The organism is uncultured Mailhella sp. (genome assembly GCF_905187505.1).
Taxonomy (GTDB): domain Bacteria; phylum Desulfobacterota; class Desulfovibrionia; order Desulfovibrionales; family Desulfovibrionaceae; genus Mailhella.
Map to the genome: position 1 here is coordinate 1 of NZ_CAJJIC010000011.1, position 18,749 is coordinate 18,749.

Consider the following 18,749-nt stretch of genomic DNA (forward strand, 5'->3'; position numbering starts at 1 on the left):
TCATACAGCCTGCTCCGCCTGATGAGCATCCCTATCTGTATGGGAACAATGCAAAGGGCGTCGGGTATGCCGGGCAGGGGATTCAGCCCGGCCAGTGCCGCACTGACGGAGTGTTCAACAATGATGTCCGCCGCCCGCCTGTCGCAAAGCGCACCGTCGAGTCTGGCAAAATACGTGCGTGCGGCGTCGGGCAGGCTTTCATAGATGCCGTTCCGCAGCGCCTCAATGCCGTATCTCTCTTCCGCTCTTTCCCAGTTCTCCCCCGCGCAGCAGGGCAGAAAAGACGTCGCTCCCCCGAACGGCTGACGGATGTGCGGCCCCATCGTTCTTTCCACATAGTCCAGCCAGGCGACGATGTTCCTTTCCTTCTCCGAAGCCGGAGACGCGAGGTTCAGCGCGGCGGGATTCCAGTCCCTGACGGGAGCTGCGGCGTCTATCTTCGTGCATGCCACAATGCAGGGCAGCGGAAGAGCCGTCCCGTAATGCGTCTGCACGGCGCCGACAAGCTCCCGTTCGTACGCAAGAGCTCTTGATGCACAGGGTACCGTCATAAGCAGCAGGTGTGCCCGGGCAAGAGCTTCGAGCATGTGTTCCAGTCTCTGCGCATGCCTTCCGGCCTCGCCCACGCCGGGCAGGTCCACGACACGAAGCGGCAGTCCGCCTTCCGCAAGCTCATGCTCCACCGGTGTCTGCGTCGTGGGAATCACGCCGGTCTCGCTGACGAGCCGTCCGGCCAGCGCGTTCATCAGGCTGGACTTGCCGCTGCCGGTACGCCCCGCAAGAACTATCGTGGGCACTTCGTCGCAACTGTCGAACTTCGACTTCGCCTCAAGAATGATGTCGGCAATCTGCTGTCCGTTCATGCGTTCTCTCCCCGGCCGGAACGCCTGCCCGCGGCCATGTTCAGGGCGGAGGCCTGCGCCTCGGCCTTCTTTCTGTTCTTCTCCATGCGCTGCTGAATTTCCTCCGCGGTAGGCCGGAAATTGCCTCCGGCAAAAAGGTCCCGGAAGGAATAGCCGAGTGTGAGCGTCAGAGGACCGGCCACGGCCGCGCCGAGGACGGCCCCGCCCACGGTACCCAGGCCGGGAATGAATTTGACGAGCGCCTGAAAAAGCATGCGGCCTCCCACGGCACAGCCTGCCGTTCCCACCAGGCCGGCGGCCGTTCCCAGCGTCATGGTGCAGTTGTAGGTATGCGCCAGCGCAACGATCATGCCCGCCTGTATGCTGGTGATGGCCACCATGTCGGCTATGGGAATCGGCGTGGCGGCCGCCAGGGAAGCGGACACCGCCGCGCTCCAGATAATGCCGTCGGCCGTGGAATCCTTGTCCAGCTTCACGTTCATGATGCGCGCAAGCATGGCCTTCCGGGCATCCGGCACGGCCTCCACCATGCCCTGCTTCAGCGCCTCAAGTCCGTAACGGCTCTCCGCATCCTCAAAGCCTTCCCCCGAGCACACCGGAAACAGCCTGCGGGCGCGAATATTGCACGCGCGACGCAGCGCTTCCGTCCATGCGGCAATGTTCCTTTCCTTCTCGCTGGAGGGATGCTCCAGGTCCATGCTGCGGGGATTCCACTGCCGTACCGGAGTCATGAGGTCGATCTTGTTGGCCACCACGAGGATGGGAAAGTCAGGATCGCGCGCAAGCACTTCCTGAATGAAGCTGCGCTCCAGCTCCCAGGCCCTGTCGGGGGCTCCCACCACGAGCAGAATGAGATGCGTCGAGGAAAGTCTGTCCAGCATGGCGGCCTGACGCTCCTCATGCCTGCCTTTCTCACCGAAGCCGGGCACGTCGGTGATGACGGTTCTTATGGTCTCCCGTCCGCCGGCGTCCTCCCGGACGACGTCCCAGACATAGTCGCGGATGTCCTGCGTGACGGGCCCCCCGCATCCGACACGGCAGAGCTTCCGCCCGGTCAGCGCATTGATGAGACTTGACTTGCCGCTGCCGGTACGCCCCGTCACCAGCATGTGAAAGCATCCGTCGTCGGTCATGCCGTTCTCGTTCAACAAGGTATCCATGTCCATGTTTCGTTCTCCATGACAGAAAAAATGATGAAATGGGGCCGATCTCAGAAGCGCTTTCCGAATCTTCCGTAAACCGTGCGGAAAAGAGCGTAGAACAGAGGATCGGACGCGACGCCGTCACGCGTGCGGGAGCGCTGCGCATGGTCCTTCTGAATGTTCCGCTTCCAGTCGCCGTCGATGACGCCCCGGGCGGCGAACGCCGAACAGACACCGGCAAGGGATTCGTAAACCGTATGGATGCCTTTGCCGTCGTTCACGAAGTCCACGGCGTTTTCCTCGGACAGGCCGAAGCCGCGCGCCGTGGCCACGGCGTCGATGTTCGCGCCGAGGAAGAGAAATTCCCATCCCTTCTCCCTGCCTTCGGCAATCATGCGTTTCACGTCGCTTTCGGAAAAGCGATGACTGGCATTTTCCATGCCGTCCGTGGTGATGACGAAAAGCACGTGATCGGGCACGTCTTCCGGCCTGATGTAGCGATGGACGTTTCGAACGTGCTGCACGGCTCCGCCCACGGCGTCGAAAAGCGCCGTGCAGCCGGAAACCTCATAGTCCTTTCCGGTAAGCGGGGGGACCTCGAGAACGTTCACCCTGTCATGAAGGACGACGCTCTCCTGATTGAAAAGAATGGTGGAAAGAAGAACCGTTCCCCCGGCCTTCTTCTGCTTTTCCAGCATGGCGTTGAATCCGCCGATGGTGTCGGACTCCAGCCCGAACATGGAGCCGCTGCGGTCGAGAATGAAGACAAGTTCGGTCATGCCGTTCATAGTACCTCATCAAGGCGTTTGATTGTTTAACCGCCTTGTAGAGGAAACGACACGACTTAAGGTCGCCGGTCCGGCGACAATTAACAGCAGGTATCAGAACCGATCAGCGGAAGGTCGAGTTCATGCAGGTACTCATTGATTTTCATGATGTCATACATGCCGGCACGGATGAAAAAGTCGACGGCCAGATCAAACCTTTCGTTGGGGGAAAACGCGTAGCCCGCCCGCGCCAAAAGCTCCCGGGTCTGCTCCACGTCCAGCTCAAGAGCCAGGGCAAAGGCCAGCACCGTCTTCTTTGCAGTACGGTAATGTCTGTCGCTCAGAATTTTGGAAAACAGCTTTCTGTCGATCCTCGCCCGATGATAGCACTCGGCATTGGTCATGCCCGCTTCCCGTATCTTGCGCAGAAGCATGTCCGAAAATCCTTCATCCGGCGAAGAAATGGCCTTTTTCAGTCTGTCCAGCAGGCCTTCCTGTCCGGCACGAAGGCCTTGCACGAGCATCCCCCCGCAGACACCACCAACGGCAGTCATCGACAGCCGCCTTGGCACGACGAACCCGGAAGGCAGGGAAAAATCCTGCCCCTGAGAAGCGATGTAGCGAACAAGATGTTCCTTCAGTGCATCATCCGTCATGATGTTCCCTCCTGCCGGGAATGTCGTCCCCGCTGCTTGCCGCCGGAAAAACGCCCAAGAAACACGCACGGGGCAAAACGACTTCCGTCTCTTTCGGAATTCACAGGGGGCGGGCTCTCCCCTCCCTGCAAACGCTGCGGAAGTGCCGACGCAGTTTCTTCCTTGCGAAAAGCGTCTTCCGCTTCCGAAAGCGCCGACCGGCGTCCTTATTTTTTATGCGGAACGTGCGTCTGTTGCAATGCCCGGCAAGCCTTCTCCCGAAAGCCCGCGCGAAGAGAATGACCGAAGATTAAAAAGAAAAAGGGCTTGCGGCAAACCGCAAACCCTTTCCAAATTCTGGTGGAGATGAAGAGAATTGAACTCTTGGCCTCTTGAATGCCATTCAAGCGCTCTCCCAACTGAGCTACATCCCCGTTGCGGAGATTCTTTTGCCAGAATGACCCGCGATAGTCAAGAAAAAAATGGAGGCTTTTTTCAGCGACGTTCCGCGCCTCTGTCCGGGGCGCGCCTCAGGTTCGCGCTCCCCGGAAGTTCCATCTTTCGGCACACGAAGAGCGTACGTACTGCCCTCCTATCGTCCGGTCACGCGCCAGCCGGCCACAAGCCGTGCAAAGGGTTCATAGAGAGGCCGAAAGGCCGCATCGCTCATGCCGCCGGAAGACGGCTCGCCGAAGGCGAAAATGAGCACGGCGTGCAGGCCTTCGGCGGCATAGAAGGGCTTGGCGAAGTAGGAACGCACTCCGCAGGGAATGAACATGGCCCAGTCGATGGACTTGATGCTGTCAAGCGTGTCCTCCACGATGAGGGAATCAAGGCTGAAACGCTCGATGTCCTGAGCGATGGTGCCCTCATAGGCATGGGACAGTCCCCATTCCAGCGAAGAAAAAAGCCTGCCGACGCCGTACACCTGCACCATGCCGCGCTCCGACTGAATGTCGGAAAACATGAGCCCCTCCACGCCGGGGCATCTGGCAAGCAGGCTTTCCAGTCCCTCTCTCAGGGAAGGCGTCCGCCCGGAACATTCACAGGGCGCAATCGTGCAGGAAGCGGGTTTCTCAGGGATGTTCAAAAGCGCTATGCGCACGATGTCCGTTCCCGTGGAACAGGGTGAGATGCGTACCTTGGAACCAAGCAGACTGCCCGTGCCGCTGCGCATCATGAGGGTTCCGGCCCATATTTCCTCATCCAGGGCATGACGGGACGCGGCAAGAAGCGTCTCCCCCATTTCTCCCGGCGCGATGTCTTCCAGCATGAAGTCGCCCCCGCCTCGCGCCGCACCGCCGAAAAGAGACTGTGCGGCCTCGTTGCAGGTGACTATCTCCCTTTCTTCCAGACTGAGCACGAGCACGGGATACTGCGCCCTGCCGAGCGCAAGCTGACAGGTGCCCGCCGCGCCGTTGGCCACGAAGGTGGCGGGAAGCACGCCTTCCTTGAGCATGCCGAAATATTTTTCCGGATCCTGAGGATCAGGCCAGCCCTGAAGTACACAGGCATGGTGGGGAGTCGCGTTGAGACGGAACGACACCATGGCCGCCTGACGGCTCGTCACCATTTCCCAGAACTCGCCGAGCAGCGTATGATCCGACTTCATGACCACTCGCCTGCGAAAGCGAACGTCCTTGAGCAGCCGAGAGGTGTCCTCGCCGAGAGCGGGAAGCTCCCAGCCGTTCAGCAGACGGATGCGCGAACGGCGATGCTCCAGTTCCCACAGCAAACCGGGAAAGCCTGAGGCCCAAAGAGAGAAGTCCATAGCCGCCTCCGCGCCGATTGAGGTCTTCTCTGCAATTTACGGAAAAATGACGTCAATGTAAATTGGTTAAACCAAAATTTACCATTCTGCATAAAAAACCGTCACCACCCTGAAAACATGACATTTCATTGAAAGCATTTTCCGAAAAGCTCTTTAGTGGATGAACCATTATTTTATATTTAAAATCATTAACTCAGCCTGTTATCAAAAATCCTTCTTTTTTTGAAAAAGACTTGAGTCTTTTTCCCCTGCAGCGCAAAACTAGTATCATGGACAAAGGGCAAAAGGCCGCGGGAGTCCCTGATGAACAAGCAGAAACTGATTGAACAGCAGCTGGAACAGGCGCTCATGGAGGGACGCTGGAAGCTGTTCGAGCGCCTGCCCGCCGAACGTCAGCTTGCCGAGGAAATGCACGTCAACCGCACGACCCTGCGTGCTGCCATAAGCGCTCTGGCGGGACGGGGCATTCTGGAAACGCTGCACGGCAGCGGCACGCGCGTGCGGGCGCTGCCTGTGGAGCATCCGGCGCAGTGTCCCCTGCTCGACAGAATCTGTGCGGGCCTGATCATCGTGCCTCCCATCATTCACGCCTCGTCCCTCATCATACGGCCCTCGCAGATACTGTGCCTTGAAAGAATACTCCCCGTTGCAGGAACGGCGCTCAGAAACGACGACATCAAGGTTTTCGTGCAGGCGCACATGCAGTTCTTCATGGACGCCGCACGCTTCATCAACAACAGCAGCGTGAGCGCTTCTCTCGCGGCCTGTCTGCCCGACGGAAAATCACTCGTGCGCCTGTTCAACGCCTGCGACCTTCCGCAGAAGGAACTGGTCTTCTCGCATCTGGCCCGCATACTGAGCGCCATGCGCCATGCCGACGCCGCCGATGCCGCAGCTGCCGCGCAGGCCTACTTCTCAACGCTCAAAAAACTGGCGGAACAACCATGAGCACGCGTCACGTCATGAGCCGCAAGGAATTTCTGCATGGCCTGTTCCGTTCCCGTACCCAGGACGACGCGACGGCACGGCAGGAAGCCTCGCCCGACGCTTCGTCAGAACCAGACTACCTGTCCATGCTGCCTCCCGAATTTTCAGGAGCCATGCTGGACATGGAGGCTGCCCGGCTCGGAGGTGACGTCACCGGGATGTCTCAAAACGAAAAGGCCGCGCTGGTCGTAAGGGCCATATACGGCAAGGACGCCCTGAACGCATAAGGGCGAAGGCCCCCGGCGCCGCCCGGGAGGAAGAGCGGCGCACCCCGACTGAAACAAGGAGGAACCTATGTCTCAGGAACAGCTTCCTTATCTTGAAGAGCGCAAGCTCGTCAAAAGATGGAGAGGCCCCATCCCCGCGCTCATGAATCTGGCGTTCACGCTGCTCATCTTTGCGGTGACATGGTGGGTCTTCCAGGACCCGCGCGGCATCATGCGTTTCTACACTCCCTACGTGGGCTACAACTACTGTCGCTGGTGGCTCATCATCCTCATCTGGATGGCCTATACCTTCGACTTCTGGCCCTTCAAGAAAGACTGGATACGCAATGCCCATCCTCTGCAGAAGGGACTCGTGCTGGCGCTCATTTCCGTGGGCACGATGATATTCTTCATCCACGGCTTCTTTGAGGGCGTGCTCGGCAACTTCGCCTTCGCCTACTTCAATCCCGCCCAGCTGGAAAAGCTCGGTCTCACGGAATTCTATTCCACCGAATACGCGGCGCAGGCCTGCATGATGTTCGCCGTCATCGCCTCCTGGATCAGTCCCGCATGGGTGGTCGCCCTGGAAGGACAGCCCTGGGCGAACTCTCCGCAGCCCGTGCGCGGCTTCAGCATCTGGCTCGGAACCTTCTGCCTCAGTCTCGTCATCTACTTCATGACCATGCACAACCACATGGGCATCCTGTATTATCCCTGGCAGTACTTCACGGCCATCTGCCCGCCCTACTGGGAAGACTTTGCACAGACCGTGTCTGCCAACTTCCACGTGGCGTGGATCATGTGCTGCACCGTGGTGGTGTGGTTCGTGGAAGGCATATGGGAGCGGTATCCCTTCACCATGATCAAGCGCGACTGGCCCCGCCGCATCGCGCTGTTTGTGGGCATCATCGTCATCGCCTGGGCGCTGTGCCTGTTCTTCTGGTACATGCAGGAACTCGTGTGGGGCGACGCCATCCGCGGTCATCGCCGCGACGCGGCTCCCGACTGGCGCTGGCTGCACGTCGGCGAAACGGCCATATTCTTCCTCGTGCCCGCGCTCTTTGTGCAGTTCTACTGCGAAAACTGGCCCACGAAGTTCAGCACTCCCGTCAACGTTCTCATCCGTACCGGCCTCGTCATTGTCGGCGGCATCATTCTTTACTGCCTGTACTACCGTTACGCCCACTTCATTCTCGGCACGCAGAAGGGCTTTTCACATCCGCAGCAGTTCCCCATGATTCCCACCATCTGGCTCATCGACATCTGGCTCATCAACTGGTGGTTCATGGACGGCTGGCCCGGCTGGCGGCGTGAATTCAAGACCGCCGAAGACCTTGCCGAAGAAAGACGACACATCGAAGTCGACCACGCCTGGAATCCCGCCATGAAGCCCGGCCTTCTGTTCGGCATCCTGGTCGGCGTGGCCCTGTACTTCCTCATCGTCTGGCTGCTGCCCATCTGCAGCGCAACCTTCACTCTGGTGAAGTAGGAGTCCTTATGAACAGACGTGAATTTCTCAAAGGCGCCTCCCTCGGCATCGGCGCCGGCGCACTTGGAGCCATGGGACTTTATTCCTACACGCCCATGCGCAGAGCATTCCTGCCGGAAGTGGAACGCAAAATGGCCGACTTCGGCGTGTGCAAGTCGGTGAAGGTGACCAACATTTCCGAAACAAGCTGGTTCGACAACGGCATCTTCATGAAGAACGTCACCGGTGCAGGCGGACTGCTCGTGGATCAGTACACCTACAACTGGGCGCCCTTCGGCAACGGTCAGGGCATAGGCAAGGGCACCTATGAGGAAGGCATGGAAAGGATACGTCCCTACCTCAAGAAGGGACAGCTGCACGAAGCCTGGGCCATCACCAAGGAAAATTCCGTGGACGCCGACAATGCGGGCGGATTCTCCTGCCTTGTGGAAGTCGAGGCCATGGACGGAACCAAGACCAAGTATCTGTTCGACTGCGGCTGGAACTACGACTGGATGGAGGAAAGCTTCAAGCGCGAGGGCATAGACAACATGCTCGCCAACGGCGAAATCGCCGGCTTCATCCAGACGCACGAACACATGGATCACTACTGGGCCTTCCCCGTGGTGGCGAAGTACGCTCCGAACATCCACGTATACACGCCCAACACCTTCTATCCGCAGGGCAAGCAGTACCTCAAGGATTCCGGTCACGTGGGCGAATGGACCGAAGTCAAGAAGGGTCTCTACTCCCTTCAGCCCGGCGTTGCGCTCTACCAGTTCGAATGCCCCATCATCTTCAAGGTGTACGGTGAAATGTCGCTGTACTGCAACGTGAAGGACGTGGGTCTTGTGAGCATCACGGGCTGCTGCCATCAGGGCATTATCCTGTTTGCCGACACGGCCTACAAGGAACTCAAGTACGAAGGCGACAAGTTCTACGGCCTCTACGGCGGCCTGCACATCTCCCCCTTCGACGACTGGGACCCCAAGTACGACGACCTCGTCATCGGCCTGAAGAAGTGGAACCTCCAGCGCGTGGGCTGCAACCACTGCACAGGCCTCATCACGGCGCAGAAGTTCGTGGATGCCGGCTACCCGGTGGTGAAGGGCACGGCGCGCTTCCGCTCCAAGACCACCAACTATCTGGGCAACGGCGACATCATCACCTTCCCCGGCTAACCCTCCTTCGGGGCGCGCCCGAAGCGCGCCCCGCCCTCAAGGAGCGGCCATGAAACTGCACGACATTCTTCCGCGCGCTCTCGGCGGCAGCGATTCCGACTGCGCCAGCATTCTTACCTCGCTGATCATGGCCGCCCATTTCGAACGCACCCGCGCCAGAGCCCTGGGCTGGCGGGGCGTTCGCCCCTGCGCCTCCAGCCACCCGGCATGGACATGCCGGGTGGCCGGAGCTGAGAGCGTGTTCGGCCTCCGCTTCGACGGAGAAGCACGCGACGACTCCCTACGACAAGGCCCCTGTCTTCGAGGCTGCTTCAGCCTCTACATCTTTCCTCCTTCCGACTCCCCCCTGCTGGACGCCTTTCCCCTCGACGCCCTGCGCTTCGCGCTCTCCCCGCACTATGAAGACGCCGTCAGGGAATTTTCCGGCAGTGAAAGGGAGCTTCTGCCCTTTTTGCTCGGTTCTCTTCGCATGGACGTCGCCTTTTCGGGTGAAGGGCTGGCGCTCACACTGGAAGCACCGGCAAGGCACCGCGTTCTTGCCGCCGACGGCATAGCGGCCGCGGACGGCTGGCTGGTGGCTCCCGGAGAACCGGAATGCGACGTGCCCGCCTTCCGTCTTTTTCTCAGGCTCTTTGCCGTCCTGGCCGCCACGGCCGAACAGCAGACCGGAGAAAGCGCCGCCGTTTCCCGCGGCATGACCGGCGTTCCCCGCCGTCTCTTTCATGCCGACGGCACGCTGGAAGAGTGCAGGGACGAACAGGAAATTCTGCTCAGTCTCACGGCCGCGTTCGGGCCTTCCATGGCCATGGAAGGCGAGGCGCTCTTCCCTCTGCGCGCCATTCCCGCACGACACCGGCCGGAAGCTCTGGAAACGCCGGACAAACCCGTGCTGCACGTGCTCACGGGCTTTCTCGGTGCGGGCAAGACCACGTTTCTGCGCCGCTGGCTGGACTTTCTGCACGGCAGGGAACGCTACACCGGCGTCATTCAGAACGAATTCGGCAAGGTGGAGCTCGACGCCACGCTCATGAAAGGCGACACGCTCGTGGAAGCTCTGGACGAAGGATGCGTATGCTGTTCCCTGGCCGACAGCCTCAGGCCCGGACTTGAACGCATCATTTCCGCCATGCCCGCCGAGCAATTCGTTCTTGAGACCACGGGACTGGCCAACCCCGACAACATCATGGCGGCTCTCGACGACCTGCGAGACCTTGTCGTTCCGGGCCTTGTCATCACCGTGGCCGATGCGCTCGACCTCTGCGGCAGAGAAGAATCAGACAGGCATCCCGAAGAAGCCGGCATACGCAGGGCGCAGCTGGAAAAGGCTGACGTCATCATTCTCAACAAGAGCGACACGGTTTCCGCCGGGGCTCTGGCAAGCCTCACGGAACGGCTGCACGCCCTCAACGGCAAGGCCCTCATACTTCCCGCACGCTACGGTAGCATTCCCTTTGCCGAGCTTGATGCCTGGACAGACGCCCACGGCAAAACACGCCTTCCCTCGCACGCACCGAGACTCATGCCCATGGGAACGCACATCGTCACCCACGCCGATGAAGGCTACGAGGCAAAGGCGCTGGAGTTCGACGGGCCGGTTTCCGCAGCCGACCTTGAAGAAATCCTGCAAAGCGCAGGTCCCGGACTGTGCCGGGCCAAGGGCATCATCCCCGTCGAAGGGGAGGGAATATGCGTAGTACAGTACGCCGCCGGACGTCTGGAAATAACCCCCGCACCGGAAGAATCCCCCACTGACCTTGTGCTCATCGGCACGGCGCTTGCGGTATGACCGTCCGAACTGTCTGATTTCCGGCAGTGCGAGGCTGCCGCCCCTCCGCGAAAAGGCGGCACAAACGGAAGGAGAAGTGCATGAATCTGTTGCTCATGGGCGGCTGGATGATGTGGCCGCTGACGCTTGTTTCCGTTACGGTGACGGCCATCATCATCGAACGGCTTCTGCTCTTCTCCTCCTTCCGTTTTCCCTCGCGTCGCATGACGGAGCTTCTGGAAAAGGTGGTGCAGGGCGACAGTACGCCTCTTTTCGCCGAGCTCGACAAGGTGGAGGCGCTGCGCCGTTTTTCCTCGCTGCTTGCCGCAGAAGGACCGGGCAGGGAAGCCGCGCTGCGCATTGAAGGCGACGCCGTGGTGCGAAAACTGGAGGCAAGGCTTGCCCTGCTTTCCATACTGGCAAGACTGGCGCCGCTCATGGGACTGCTCGGCACGGTTCTCGGCATGATAGAAACCTTTTCCGAAATCGCCGACGCGCAGGCGGGCGTCAACATGAATCAGCTGGCAGGCGGCATCTGGCAGGCCCTCATCACCACGGCCACCGGTCTTTTCATCGCCATTCCCGCCCTGTTCTTTCTGCACTATTTCCAGACGCGCGCTGATGAGGCGGCCTCGGCCCTGTCGGAAACGGCCAACGCCGTCCTCGCCGCGGACGGAGAAGCGCAATGATCCGCCTGCGCCCGAAAAAAAGGCCCGGAGCCGAACTCGACCTCACGCCCGTCATGGACGTGATATTCATCCTGCTCATCTTCTTCATCGTCGCCTCGGCCTTTGCCGTGAGGGGGCTGGACATAGATCTGCCTCCCGCCCATTCCAGTCAGGCTCTTTCCGGCAGGGTGGTGGAAGTGCGGCTTGAGGAAGACGGCTCCTTCTTCTGCGACGGCGTGCCCGTGGAACGGGAATTTCTGCGTTACAAGCTTCAGGACATCGTGCGGAGCTTCCGCAAGGAGCCGGGGCAGCTCGTGCTGAAGGCCAGCCCGCAGGCTCCGGTGGAAGCGCTTGTCTTCGTGGTGGACGAAGTACGAATGCTCGGCGGCGAAAAGCTCATGGTGGCCACCTCGCGCCCGGGAGAAAGGTAACGTCATGACGGACGGCGAACGACTGTGGACAGGCATCGCGCTGTCGCTCTTTCTGCACTTTTCGCTGACGCTCGTTCATGCCCCTGAAGAACAGACGCCCCCGGCCTTCCGCGCCGTTCTGGAAATGGACAGCGAGTCCGCACTGTCGCGCAGCGGGACACGCCCCGGCACGGGGCTTCAGTCCGCTTCGGGAAGCGACAGGGAGGAGACGGAAAAGCTGAATCAGAAAAGACGCGCCTACCTGCGCTATCTCGACGACGTGGACGACGCCATTCACGCCCGAAGACTCGATGCCGGAGACACGTCGCTCATAGGCGTGGCCCTTGCCTCCTTCACCATAGCAGGCGACGGCACCTTTCACGACGTGCGCATCGTCACCTCCTCCGGCAGACCGGAACTCGATGCCTCCGCCCTGCGCGCGGTACGGTCCGCAAGCGGCGTCATCCGGCGTCCGACCATCCTCGGCGCAGACCCCATACACGTCTCTCTGCCCGTGAAGTATCAGTACGACCTGAAATAATGCGACCGTTTCCCGCCCGGCTCTTCCTCCTTGTTCGGAAAGACCGGCCATCCAAAGAATCGTTCCCCCGCATGCCCTGCCTTCCGACGTCGGATGCGGCATCGCTTCGGCGAAGAAGGGCCCCCTCATCCCTTCGCGAGGCCCTGCAATCTTTCCCCCGGCACGACCTCCCTTCCCGTGAAAGCCGCATCGGACTTACGATCCGTATTTTCCGTCGCAGCTCGGGACTCAAAGCAGAAAGGCAAACGTTACCATATCTCCATATGTCCGACATAATGACGTCATGATTCGGACGCATCTATACATGCGTGAGGGCAACATCCTTCAGGACGGAAGAATTCATGTCGTCTACCATTCCTGCATTCATGCCGTTCCGCCTGCGCCGGAAAGGAGTTCCGACTACGGATGCGGCAAAGGCAGAGCCTCCTGAAGGTCGCCTTCTGCAAAAATAAAAAATTTCATCATACAGACAACAACGTCAATCATGGGAGAAAGAGCATGGCAAAAAACATTGCTCGCCGCGACATTCTGAAGATGGGCATGGCCGCCACGGCCTGCGCCGCCGCCGGCATCCTGACCGGCGCCGCCTCCGCCGAAGCCAAGGAAAAAAAGCTTATCCTCAAGGCCGGCATCATCACCGACATGCACAAGACCACCAAGGCCGACAGCAGCACCCGCATCTATTCGGCCTCCATGGACAAGATGAAGGTGTTCATCGACGCCATGAAGAAGGAAAAGCCCGCCTTCATCATAGAACTCGGCGACTTTGTGGACACTCTCGCCAAGGGCACCGATCCCGCCGCCAATCTCCGTGAAATCGAAACGCTGTACACCTCTCTCGGCATTCCCGCCTATCATGTGCTCGGCAACCACGACTTCGACAACCTCAGGCGCGACGAATTTCTTTCCGGCGTGACCAACACCGGCATCGAAAAGGGCAGGACCTACTACTCCTATGATGCCGGAGACGTGCACTGCATCGTGCTCGACGCCGACTACACGCCCGACAAGTTCCGCCCCTACGACATGAACACGCCCGAAGACACCTTCTGGACATGGGTGGACACCACCATTCCTCCGCAGGAAATGGACTGGCTGAAGGACGATCTCAAAAAGACCGGCAAGCCCGTGATCGTGTTCAGCCATCAGACCCTCGACCGCGTGGACACCCAGGACCACAACATCAAGAACGCCTCGGCCGTGCGCGCCGTTCTGGAAGAAAGCGGCAAGGTGCTCGCCGTCATTTCCGGCCATGACCATCAGGGCGGCTACTCCAACATCAAGGGCATTCACTACGTCGTGCTCAACGGCAACGTCGGCGTGAACGACTACCGCACCTGGGACGTCACCAGCGCCGAAAAGGGACGCGACGTCCACAAGGACAACCAGTTCTCCGTTCTGGAAGTGAGCAGAAAAGGCAAGTCCTACCACATTTCCATTTCCGGCTACGGCCGCCAGCCCAGCTACGAACTGGAAAGAACGCTCTGATCACGGCATCACGCTTTCGCACAGGCTCCCCGCCTCCTGCAACTCTTTGACCAAGGCTCCGTTTCCTGCCCGGAAACGGAGCCTTGGTCGTTTTCAAGACGTCCCATGCGAAAACGCAGCGCAGCATGATGAACAGCCCGGACTCCGGGCCTGTCAGCCTGCCGCCGAAATGCTCACGCTCCTCGAGGATATAATACTCCCCGCGCAGAGCAGGCCACTCGTCCCTGCCGCGCAGCGCGGGCTCTTCGCTTTTCGGAAAACGGGCACGGCCATTTGACGAAACCACGGCATATCGTTAGCCTTCCAGTTCTGGAGAACCGCCGTGAACAGCAAGAAAAAAGTGACGCTGGGAGACGTGAGCCGCCGCGCAGGCGTGTCGCTGAGCTCCGTTTCCATGATTCTCAACGCCCGGGCCGACGTATCCTTCGCCCGGGAAACGGTGCAGAAAGTCCGACAGGCCGCCAAGGAACTTGGCTACCATGCACCGTCGCGTCTTTCCAAGGGACAGCTTCCGGGAAGAAACGTGGTGTTCATCGTCACGCCGAACATCGCCAACGCCTACTATTCAGGACTCGTGCAGGCCATACAGCAGGCCGCCGAGGAACACAGCTATTCCACGCTCATCTTCACCACCTACCGCGAAGCCCGCAAGGAAGAGGAAGTCCTGGACATGGCGCTCGCCCTGGGAGCGGCCGGCATGATATTCACCCTCACGCCCCAGAGCCTGCGCAAGGTGGAGAAGGTCAACGGCAAGATTCCCATCGTGGTTCTGGGAGACAGAAACTCCAGCCCGAAAGTCGACACCGTGGAGCTCGACAACTACAGTGCCGGCGTCATCATCGGACGCCACATGCTCGAACTCGGGCACAGGCACATAGCGTTCATCTCCGCCATGATGAACGCCGCCAACGCCATCCGCCTGCGCCGTCTTCAGGGCGTGAAGGACACCTACGCCGAACGGCCGGGCTGTTCCGTCCAGGTGTTCACGCGGGACTACACTCCGCAGGAAGAGCTCCACAGCATAGATCTGGAACAGAGAATAGGTTACGAGCTCACTCTGGAATGCCTCAAAAAGAAAAGCCGCATTTCCGGCTTCGTGGCCGTCAACGACTTCATTGCCTACGGCGTGCTCGACGCCATTGCGGCAAAAGGATTCAGGGTTCCCGAAGATTACAGCGTGTGCGGCTTCAACAACCTTTCCTCCTCCCGCATTGCCCGCGTCGGCCTCACCACCGTGGAGCAGCAGACCGAAGCCAGAGGTCGCAGCGCCTTCGACATCCTCTACGAACGCATCTGCGGCGGCAGCTGCGTCGGTGACATCACCCGCATGGAATACACCCATCGCCTGCTGGAGCGCCGTTCCACGGCGCCCGCACGACAGACTCTGCAGGAGAAATCATGAAACACCTCGCGCTCTGCGTTCTTTCCCTTCTCATGCTCGCAGGATGCAGCAAGATGCCCTTTTCCCTTCCCTTCACGGGGGATGAGAAAAAAACGCCTCCCTCCGCCGAAGTCAGACAGCCCGACCGCAAGGCCACCTACGGCGTCTCTCCCGAAGCTCAGAGCTATCTTGCGCAGGCCATGGAATACTGGACGGCTTCCGGCGAATGCACCGACCCGGAACAGGCCGCCGCACTTCTGGACAAGGCCGTGTCCGCCGATCCGCTGGACCCCGCCCCCTATCTCATGCGCAGTCTGGCGCTGAGCGACCTCGGCTACTTCAACGAAGCCTTCGATGACGCCACGCGCGCCATACGCCTTTCCCCCACGGCGGAAGCCTACGCCACGCGGGGACTCATCTGCCTCAAGCAGCACCAGCCCGAAGGAGCCCGGCGCGATTTCGCCTATGCGGAAAAAATCAACCCCAGAGAGCCTCTCATCTATGTGTACCGCTCTGCAGGAGCCTTTCTTGAAGGCAAGAACTCCGAAGCCTGCGACGACTTGAAACGTGCCTGCGATCTCGGCCACTGCCGCCCCTGGAACACCGCCACGGAAAACGGTCTCTGCCGCTGAGAAAATCATTCTGCACGGGCGCGTGCATGCGCTCCGAACGCCCCGCAGTGACGGAAAAAGGCCGCCGCTTCACATGAAGCGACGGCCTTTCTCGAGGAGGAATGACAGGGACAGGGGACCCTGACATAGCACGCGGCATTCCGGCCCGGGGACTGGCTGAATGCCGCGAGGGCAGCATCATTCTTCCGTGGGGTTCACGGAATCAAGAAAACGATACGGTCCGGCATAGGTAGGCGTGCCGTAGATCTGACAGACATGGGTGTTCCATGCGCCGTTCCGCCAGTCATGAAGCAGATAGCCGGGAGCCTCCATGACAAAGGTGTCACCGCCTTCAGGAGAAAGGTCGAGATCTATCTGCATGGAAGCCGCGGGCGCGGTGAGCGCCATCACCCCGGCCCACTGCGTGAATATGGGACGATGCATGTGGCCGCAGCACAGACGCACCCAGGGAGCCTTTTCCAGAATTCCGCGCAGCCGGTCGACGTTCTCATAAGGCTCGTCCATGGCGCCCATGCCCGTGACGAACGGCGGATGATGCATGAAAAGCAGCGTAGGCACGCCAGGACGGCGGGCCAGCTCCTTTTCCAGCCACGCGGCGCATCGTTCGGGCATATGTCCGGAATGCGAGCCGGGGCTCATGCTGTCCATCATGAGAAAGCGCACCTCGTCCTCTTCCACGGCATAGCACAGCCATGGCCCGGTTTCCTCATTTTCCGGGCACCAGCCCTTGAGAATGGCGCGCATTCTGTCACGCCTGTCGTGATTGCCGGGAACGGCATAGATGGGAAGATGAAGCGGAGCAAAGGTTTCATAAAGCATTCTGTAGGCGTGCTCGTCCCCGCTGTCGGCCAGATCGCCGGTGATGACCATCATGTCCGGCTTCTGGGCGAGTCCGAAAATGTGCTTCGCCGCCGCCTCCAGACATTTCGGGGTGTCCACCACCCTGAACGAAAGCCTGCCGTCACCGCGAAGATGAAAGTCTGAAATCTGAAGTATGCGCATAGCGTTTCCTTGCGGAAGGGGGAATCCCTTCCGCCTCCGGGTCAGATGCGTTTCCCCTCCGTCACCCGGGGACGGACCGACGACACGAACGTCAGACAAAGCCATGAACCGCTCCGAAGCGTCTCCATGATTCATGCCTGCGTCCTCGCCGTCTGTCACCCCGAGGCGGACGCGGGACAGGAAACAGCGTCTGCCTCAGGGAATCGGGAAAAAGATGCACGATAGTATGCCGGTTGCCTGAACGATCTCGTCTGAAAATCAGACGTGTTCCACATCATCGCCGAGACGACGGACGGCGGCGTTGTGCTTGCGCTGCACGATGAATGCCGACACGCCGCTGGTCAAGGCCGCGAGCATGGTATACAGGCACACGTAGATGGGATCGCCGTCGGCGATCTTGATGAGGTAGGTGCAGAGACCGGGCACGATGCCGGCCACAAGAAAGCCGGGGAACTGATACACGATGGAAATGCCGGTGTAGCGCACGTCGGCAGGGAACAGATCGGAGAAGAGCGCGGCTTCAGGACCGAACACCCCGGCATAGAACACGCTGATCGGCACGATGATGGCAAGACCAATCATGAACAGGTTGCCCTCGCTCGCCCCCATGAGCCAGAAGGAAGGAAAGATGGACAGGCCGCAGAGAATGCTGGCCACGCCGTACACGAGACCGCGGCCGTAGCGGTCGGCGAGATGCCCGGCAATGAGAATGAACGGGCACATGACGAGAGCGGACACCATGACCATGGACAGGGCTTCGGTGCGCGGAATGTTCACATACTGCACGAGATAGGTGATGACGAACACGGCAAGCACGTTGAAGAAAACGCCGTCGATCCAGCGGGCGCCGATGCCGAGAGCAATGTTGCCGGGGTGTTCCCTGCATACCTTCACGATGGGCAGGGTCTTCTTGGCCTTGTCCTGACTGGCCTTTTCCTGAGCCTTCTGGAAATCGGGAGTTTCAAGGATGTGCATGCGGACATACAGAGCGACGCAGACGAGAATGACGCTCACGAGGAAGGCCAGACGCCAGCCCCAGGCAAGGAACTGCTCATCGGAAAGCCCCCAGGAAAGAAGGGCCACCACGCCGGACGACAGGCACAGACCCGTGGCCAGGCCCATCTGCGGGATGCTGGCATAGAAGGCGCGTTCCTTCTTGCTGGCGTATTCATAGGTCATGAGCACGGCGCCGCCCCATTCTCCGCCGAGGCCGAGGCCCTGGCAGAGGCGGAAGGTCTGAAGAAGAACGGGAGCGGCTATGCCTATCTGAGCATAGGTGGGCACAAGACCGATACCGATGGTGGCAAGGCCCATGATGAGCATGGTGAGCACAAGCATGCTCTTGCGGCCCAGACGGTCGCCGAAATGACCGAACACGAATCCGCCGAAGGGACGGGCCAGATAGCCGATGGCAAAGGTGCTGTAGGCAAGAAGCGTACCGATGAAGGGGTCTTCCGTGGGGAAGTACAGCTTGTTGAAGACGATGCCCGCAACAACGCCGTACAGGAAGAAGTCATACCATTCGATGGTTGCGCCGAGAAGGCTGGCCAGTACCACCTTGCGGATTTCTTTTTTGCTGGGCGTGCTCATAGTAAAAAAGCTCCTGATGAAGATTGAGGGAAAAGTTCCCGCGCCTTGAGGTAAACTTTATTAAAATTTTAATTATACGCTGCGAAACTTTTTATTAAAATTTTAATGAAATTCCCCTTCCGCCATATTCAATTTTTTTCCTTCTACGACTATTATAGCAATTAATCAAGGCGAATTATTATTTTTTTCAAAATTAAAAATTTAATATTAATCTATGAAATCTTCAGCAAAAAACGTATCAGTTATTAAAAT

The 18,749-nt window shown here is 59.6% G+C and carries 18 protein-coding genes and 1 tRNA gene; 11 read left to right on the plus strand and 8 right to left on the minus strand.

Annotated elements, in window-relative coordinates; translation table 11 throughout:
* The 6 genes from QZZ60_RS02435 to QZZ60_RS02460 form a co-directional block, all read right to left on the minus strand.
* On the minus strand, positions 1-863 hold an 863-nt coding region (locus QZZ60_RS02435), incomplete at its 3' end, for a GTPase (RefSeq protein WP_295637305.1).
* A complete protein-coding gene (locus tag QZZ60_RS02440; RefSeq protein WP_295637308.1) occupies positions 860-2,029 on the minus strand; it encodes a GTPase in 1,170 nt (389 codons plus the stop codon). The genes QZZ60_RS02435 and QZZ60_RS02440, both read right to left, overlap by 4 nt.
* A 44-nt stretch (positions 2,030-2,073) precedes the next feature.
* Positions 2,074-2,793, minus strand: coding sequence for a hypothetical protein (locus QZZ60_RS02445; RefSeq protein ID WP_295637309.1), 720 nt, complete (start codon positions 2,791-2,793; stop codon positions 2,074-2,076).
* Between the two features lie 80 nt (positions 2,794-2,873).
* Positions 2,874-3,428 (minus strand): hypothetical protein, encoded by a 555-nt coding sequence (locus QZZ60_RS02450; RefSeq protein WP_295637310.1) that lies wholly within the window; start codon positions 3,426-3,428, stop codon positions 2,874-2,876.
* A gap of 337 nt (positions 3,429-3,765) precedes the next feature.
* Positions 3,766-3,841, minus strand: a tRNA-Ala gene (locus tag QZZ60_RS02455).
* A gap of 158 nt (positions 3,842-3,999) precedes the next feature.
* Positions 4,000-5,178: a hypothetical protein gene (locus QZZ60_RS02460; RefSeq protein ID WP_295637312.1), complete on the minus strand. Its 1,179-nt coding sequence runs from the start codon at positions 5,176-5,178 to the stop codon at positions 4,000-4,002.
* A gap of 303 nt (positions 5,179-5,481) precedes the next feature.
* On the opposite strand from QZZ60_RS02460, the gene QZZ60_RS02465 reads away from it, so the two are divergent.
* The 11 genes from QZZ60_RS02465 (at position 5,482) to QZZ60_RS02515 (ending at position 15,905) form a co-directional block, all read left to right on the plus strand.
* Complete coding sequence (locus tag QZZ60_RS02465) at positions 5,482-6,126, plus strand: GntR family transcriptional regulator (protein WP_295637314.1); 645 nt, start codon at positions 5,482-5,484, stop codon at positions 6,124-6,126.
* Positions 6,123-6,392, plus strand: a complete 270-nt coding sequence (locus QZZ60_RS02470; RefSeq protein ID WP_295637319.1) for a hypothetical protein — start codon at positions 6,123-6,125, stop codon at positions 6,390-6,392. Before QZZ60_RS02465 ends, QZZ60_RS02470 begins: the two co-directional genes overlap by 4 nt.
* 67 nt (positions 6,393-6,459) lie before the next feature.
* Positions 6,460-7,860 carry a hypothetical protein gene (locus QZZ60_RS02475; protein WP_295637320.1) on the plus strand — a complete coding sequence of 467 codons (1,401 nt, stop codon included), beginning with the start codon at positions 6,460-6,462 and terminating at the stop codon, positions 7,858-7,860.
* Between the two features lie 8 nt (positions 7,861-7,868).
* Positions 7,869-9,020, plus strand: a complete 1,152-nt coding sequence (locus QZZ60_RS02480) for a twin-arginine translocation signal domain-containing protein (protein ID WP_295637322.1) — start codon at positions 7,869-7,871, stop codon at positions 9,018-9,020.
* 49 nt (positions 9,021-9,069) lie between these two features.
* On the plus strand, positions 9,070-10,806 hold the full coding sequence (locus QZZ60_RS02485) for a GTP-binding protein (RefSeq protein WP_295637324.1): 1,737 nt from the start codon (positions 9,070-9,072) through the stop codon (positions 10,804-10,806).
* 80 nt (positions 10,807-10,886) lie between these two features.
* Entirely contained in the window at positions 10,887-11,474 is a 588-nt protein-coding gene (locus QZZ60_RS02490) for a MotA/TolQ/ExbB proton channel family protein (protein WP_295637326.1), read from the plus strand.
* Entirely contained in the window at positions 11,471-11,884 is a 414-nt protein-coding gene (locus QZZ60_RS02495) for a biopolymer transporter ExbD (protein ID WP_295637330.1), read from the plus strand. The genes QZZ60_RS02490 and QZZ60_RS02495 overlap by 4 nt, the downstream gene beginning before the upstream one ends.
* Before the next feature lie 4 nt (positions 11,885-11,888).
* On the plus strand, positions 11,889-12,404 hold the full coding sequence (locus QZZ60_RS02500; RefSeq protein WP_295637332.1) for a TonB family protein: 516 nt from the start codon (positions 11,889-11,891) through the stop codon (positions 12,402-12,404).
* Positions 12,405-12,902: 498 nt separating this feature from the next.
* Positions 12,903-13,892, plus strand: coding sequence for a metallophosphoesterase (locus tag QZZ60_RS02505; protein WP_295637334.1), 990 nt, complete (start codon positions 12,903-12,905; stop codon positions 13,890-13,892).
* A 322-nt stretch (positions 13,893-14,214) separates the two neighbouring features.
* Positions 14,215-15,294 carry a LacI family DNA-binding transcriptional regulator gene (locus QZZ60_RS02510; protein WP_295637337.1) on the plus strand — a complete coding sequence of 360 codons (1,080 nt, stop codon included), beginning with the start codon at positions 14,215-14,217 and terminating at the stop codon, positions 15,292-15,294.
* Positions 15,291-15,905 (plus strand): hypothetical protein, encoded by a 615-nt coding sequence (locus QZZ60_RS02515; protein WP_295637339.1) that lies wholly within the window; start codon positions 15,291-15,293, stop codon positions 15,903-15,905. The genes QZZ60_RS02510 and QZZ60_RS02515 overlap by 4 nt, the downstream gene beginning before the upstream one ends.
* A 177-nt stretch (positions 15,906-16,082) precedes the next feature.
* On the opposite strand, the gene QZZ60_RS02520 is transcribed toward QZZ60_RS02515, so the two are convergent.
* Both QZZ60_RS02520 and QZZ60_RS02525 read right to left on the minus strand, forming a co-directional pair.
* Positions 16,083-16,907 (minus strand): phosphodiesterase, encoded by an 825-nt coding sequence (locus tag QZZ60_RS02520; RefSeq protein ID WP_295637342.1) that lies wholly within the window; start codon positions 16,905-16,907, stop codon positions 16,083-16,085.
* A 258-nt stretch (positions 16,908-17,165) separates the two neighbouring features.
* Positions 17,166-18,497: an MFS transporter gene (locus tag QZZ60_RS02525; RefSeq protein WP_295637344.1), complete on the minus strand. Its 1,332-nt coding sequence runs from the start codon at positions 18,495-18,497 to the stop codon at positions 17,166-17,168.
* Positions 18,498-18,749: the final 252 nt, after the last annotated feature.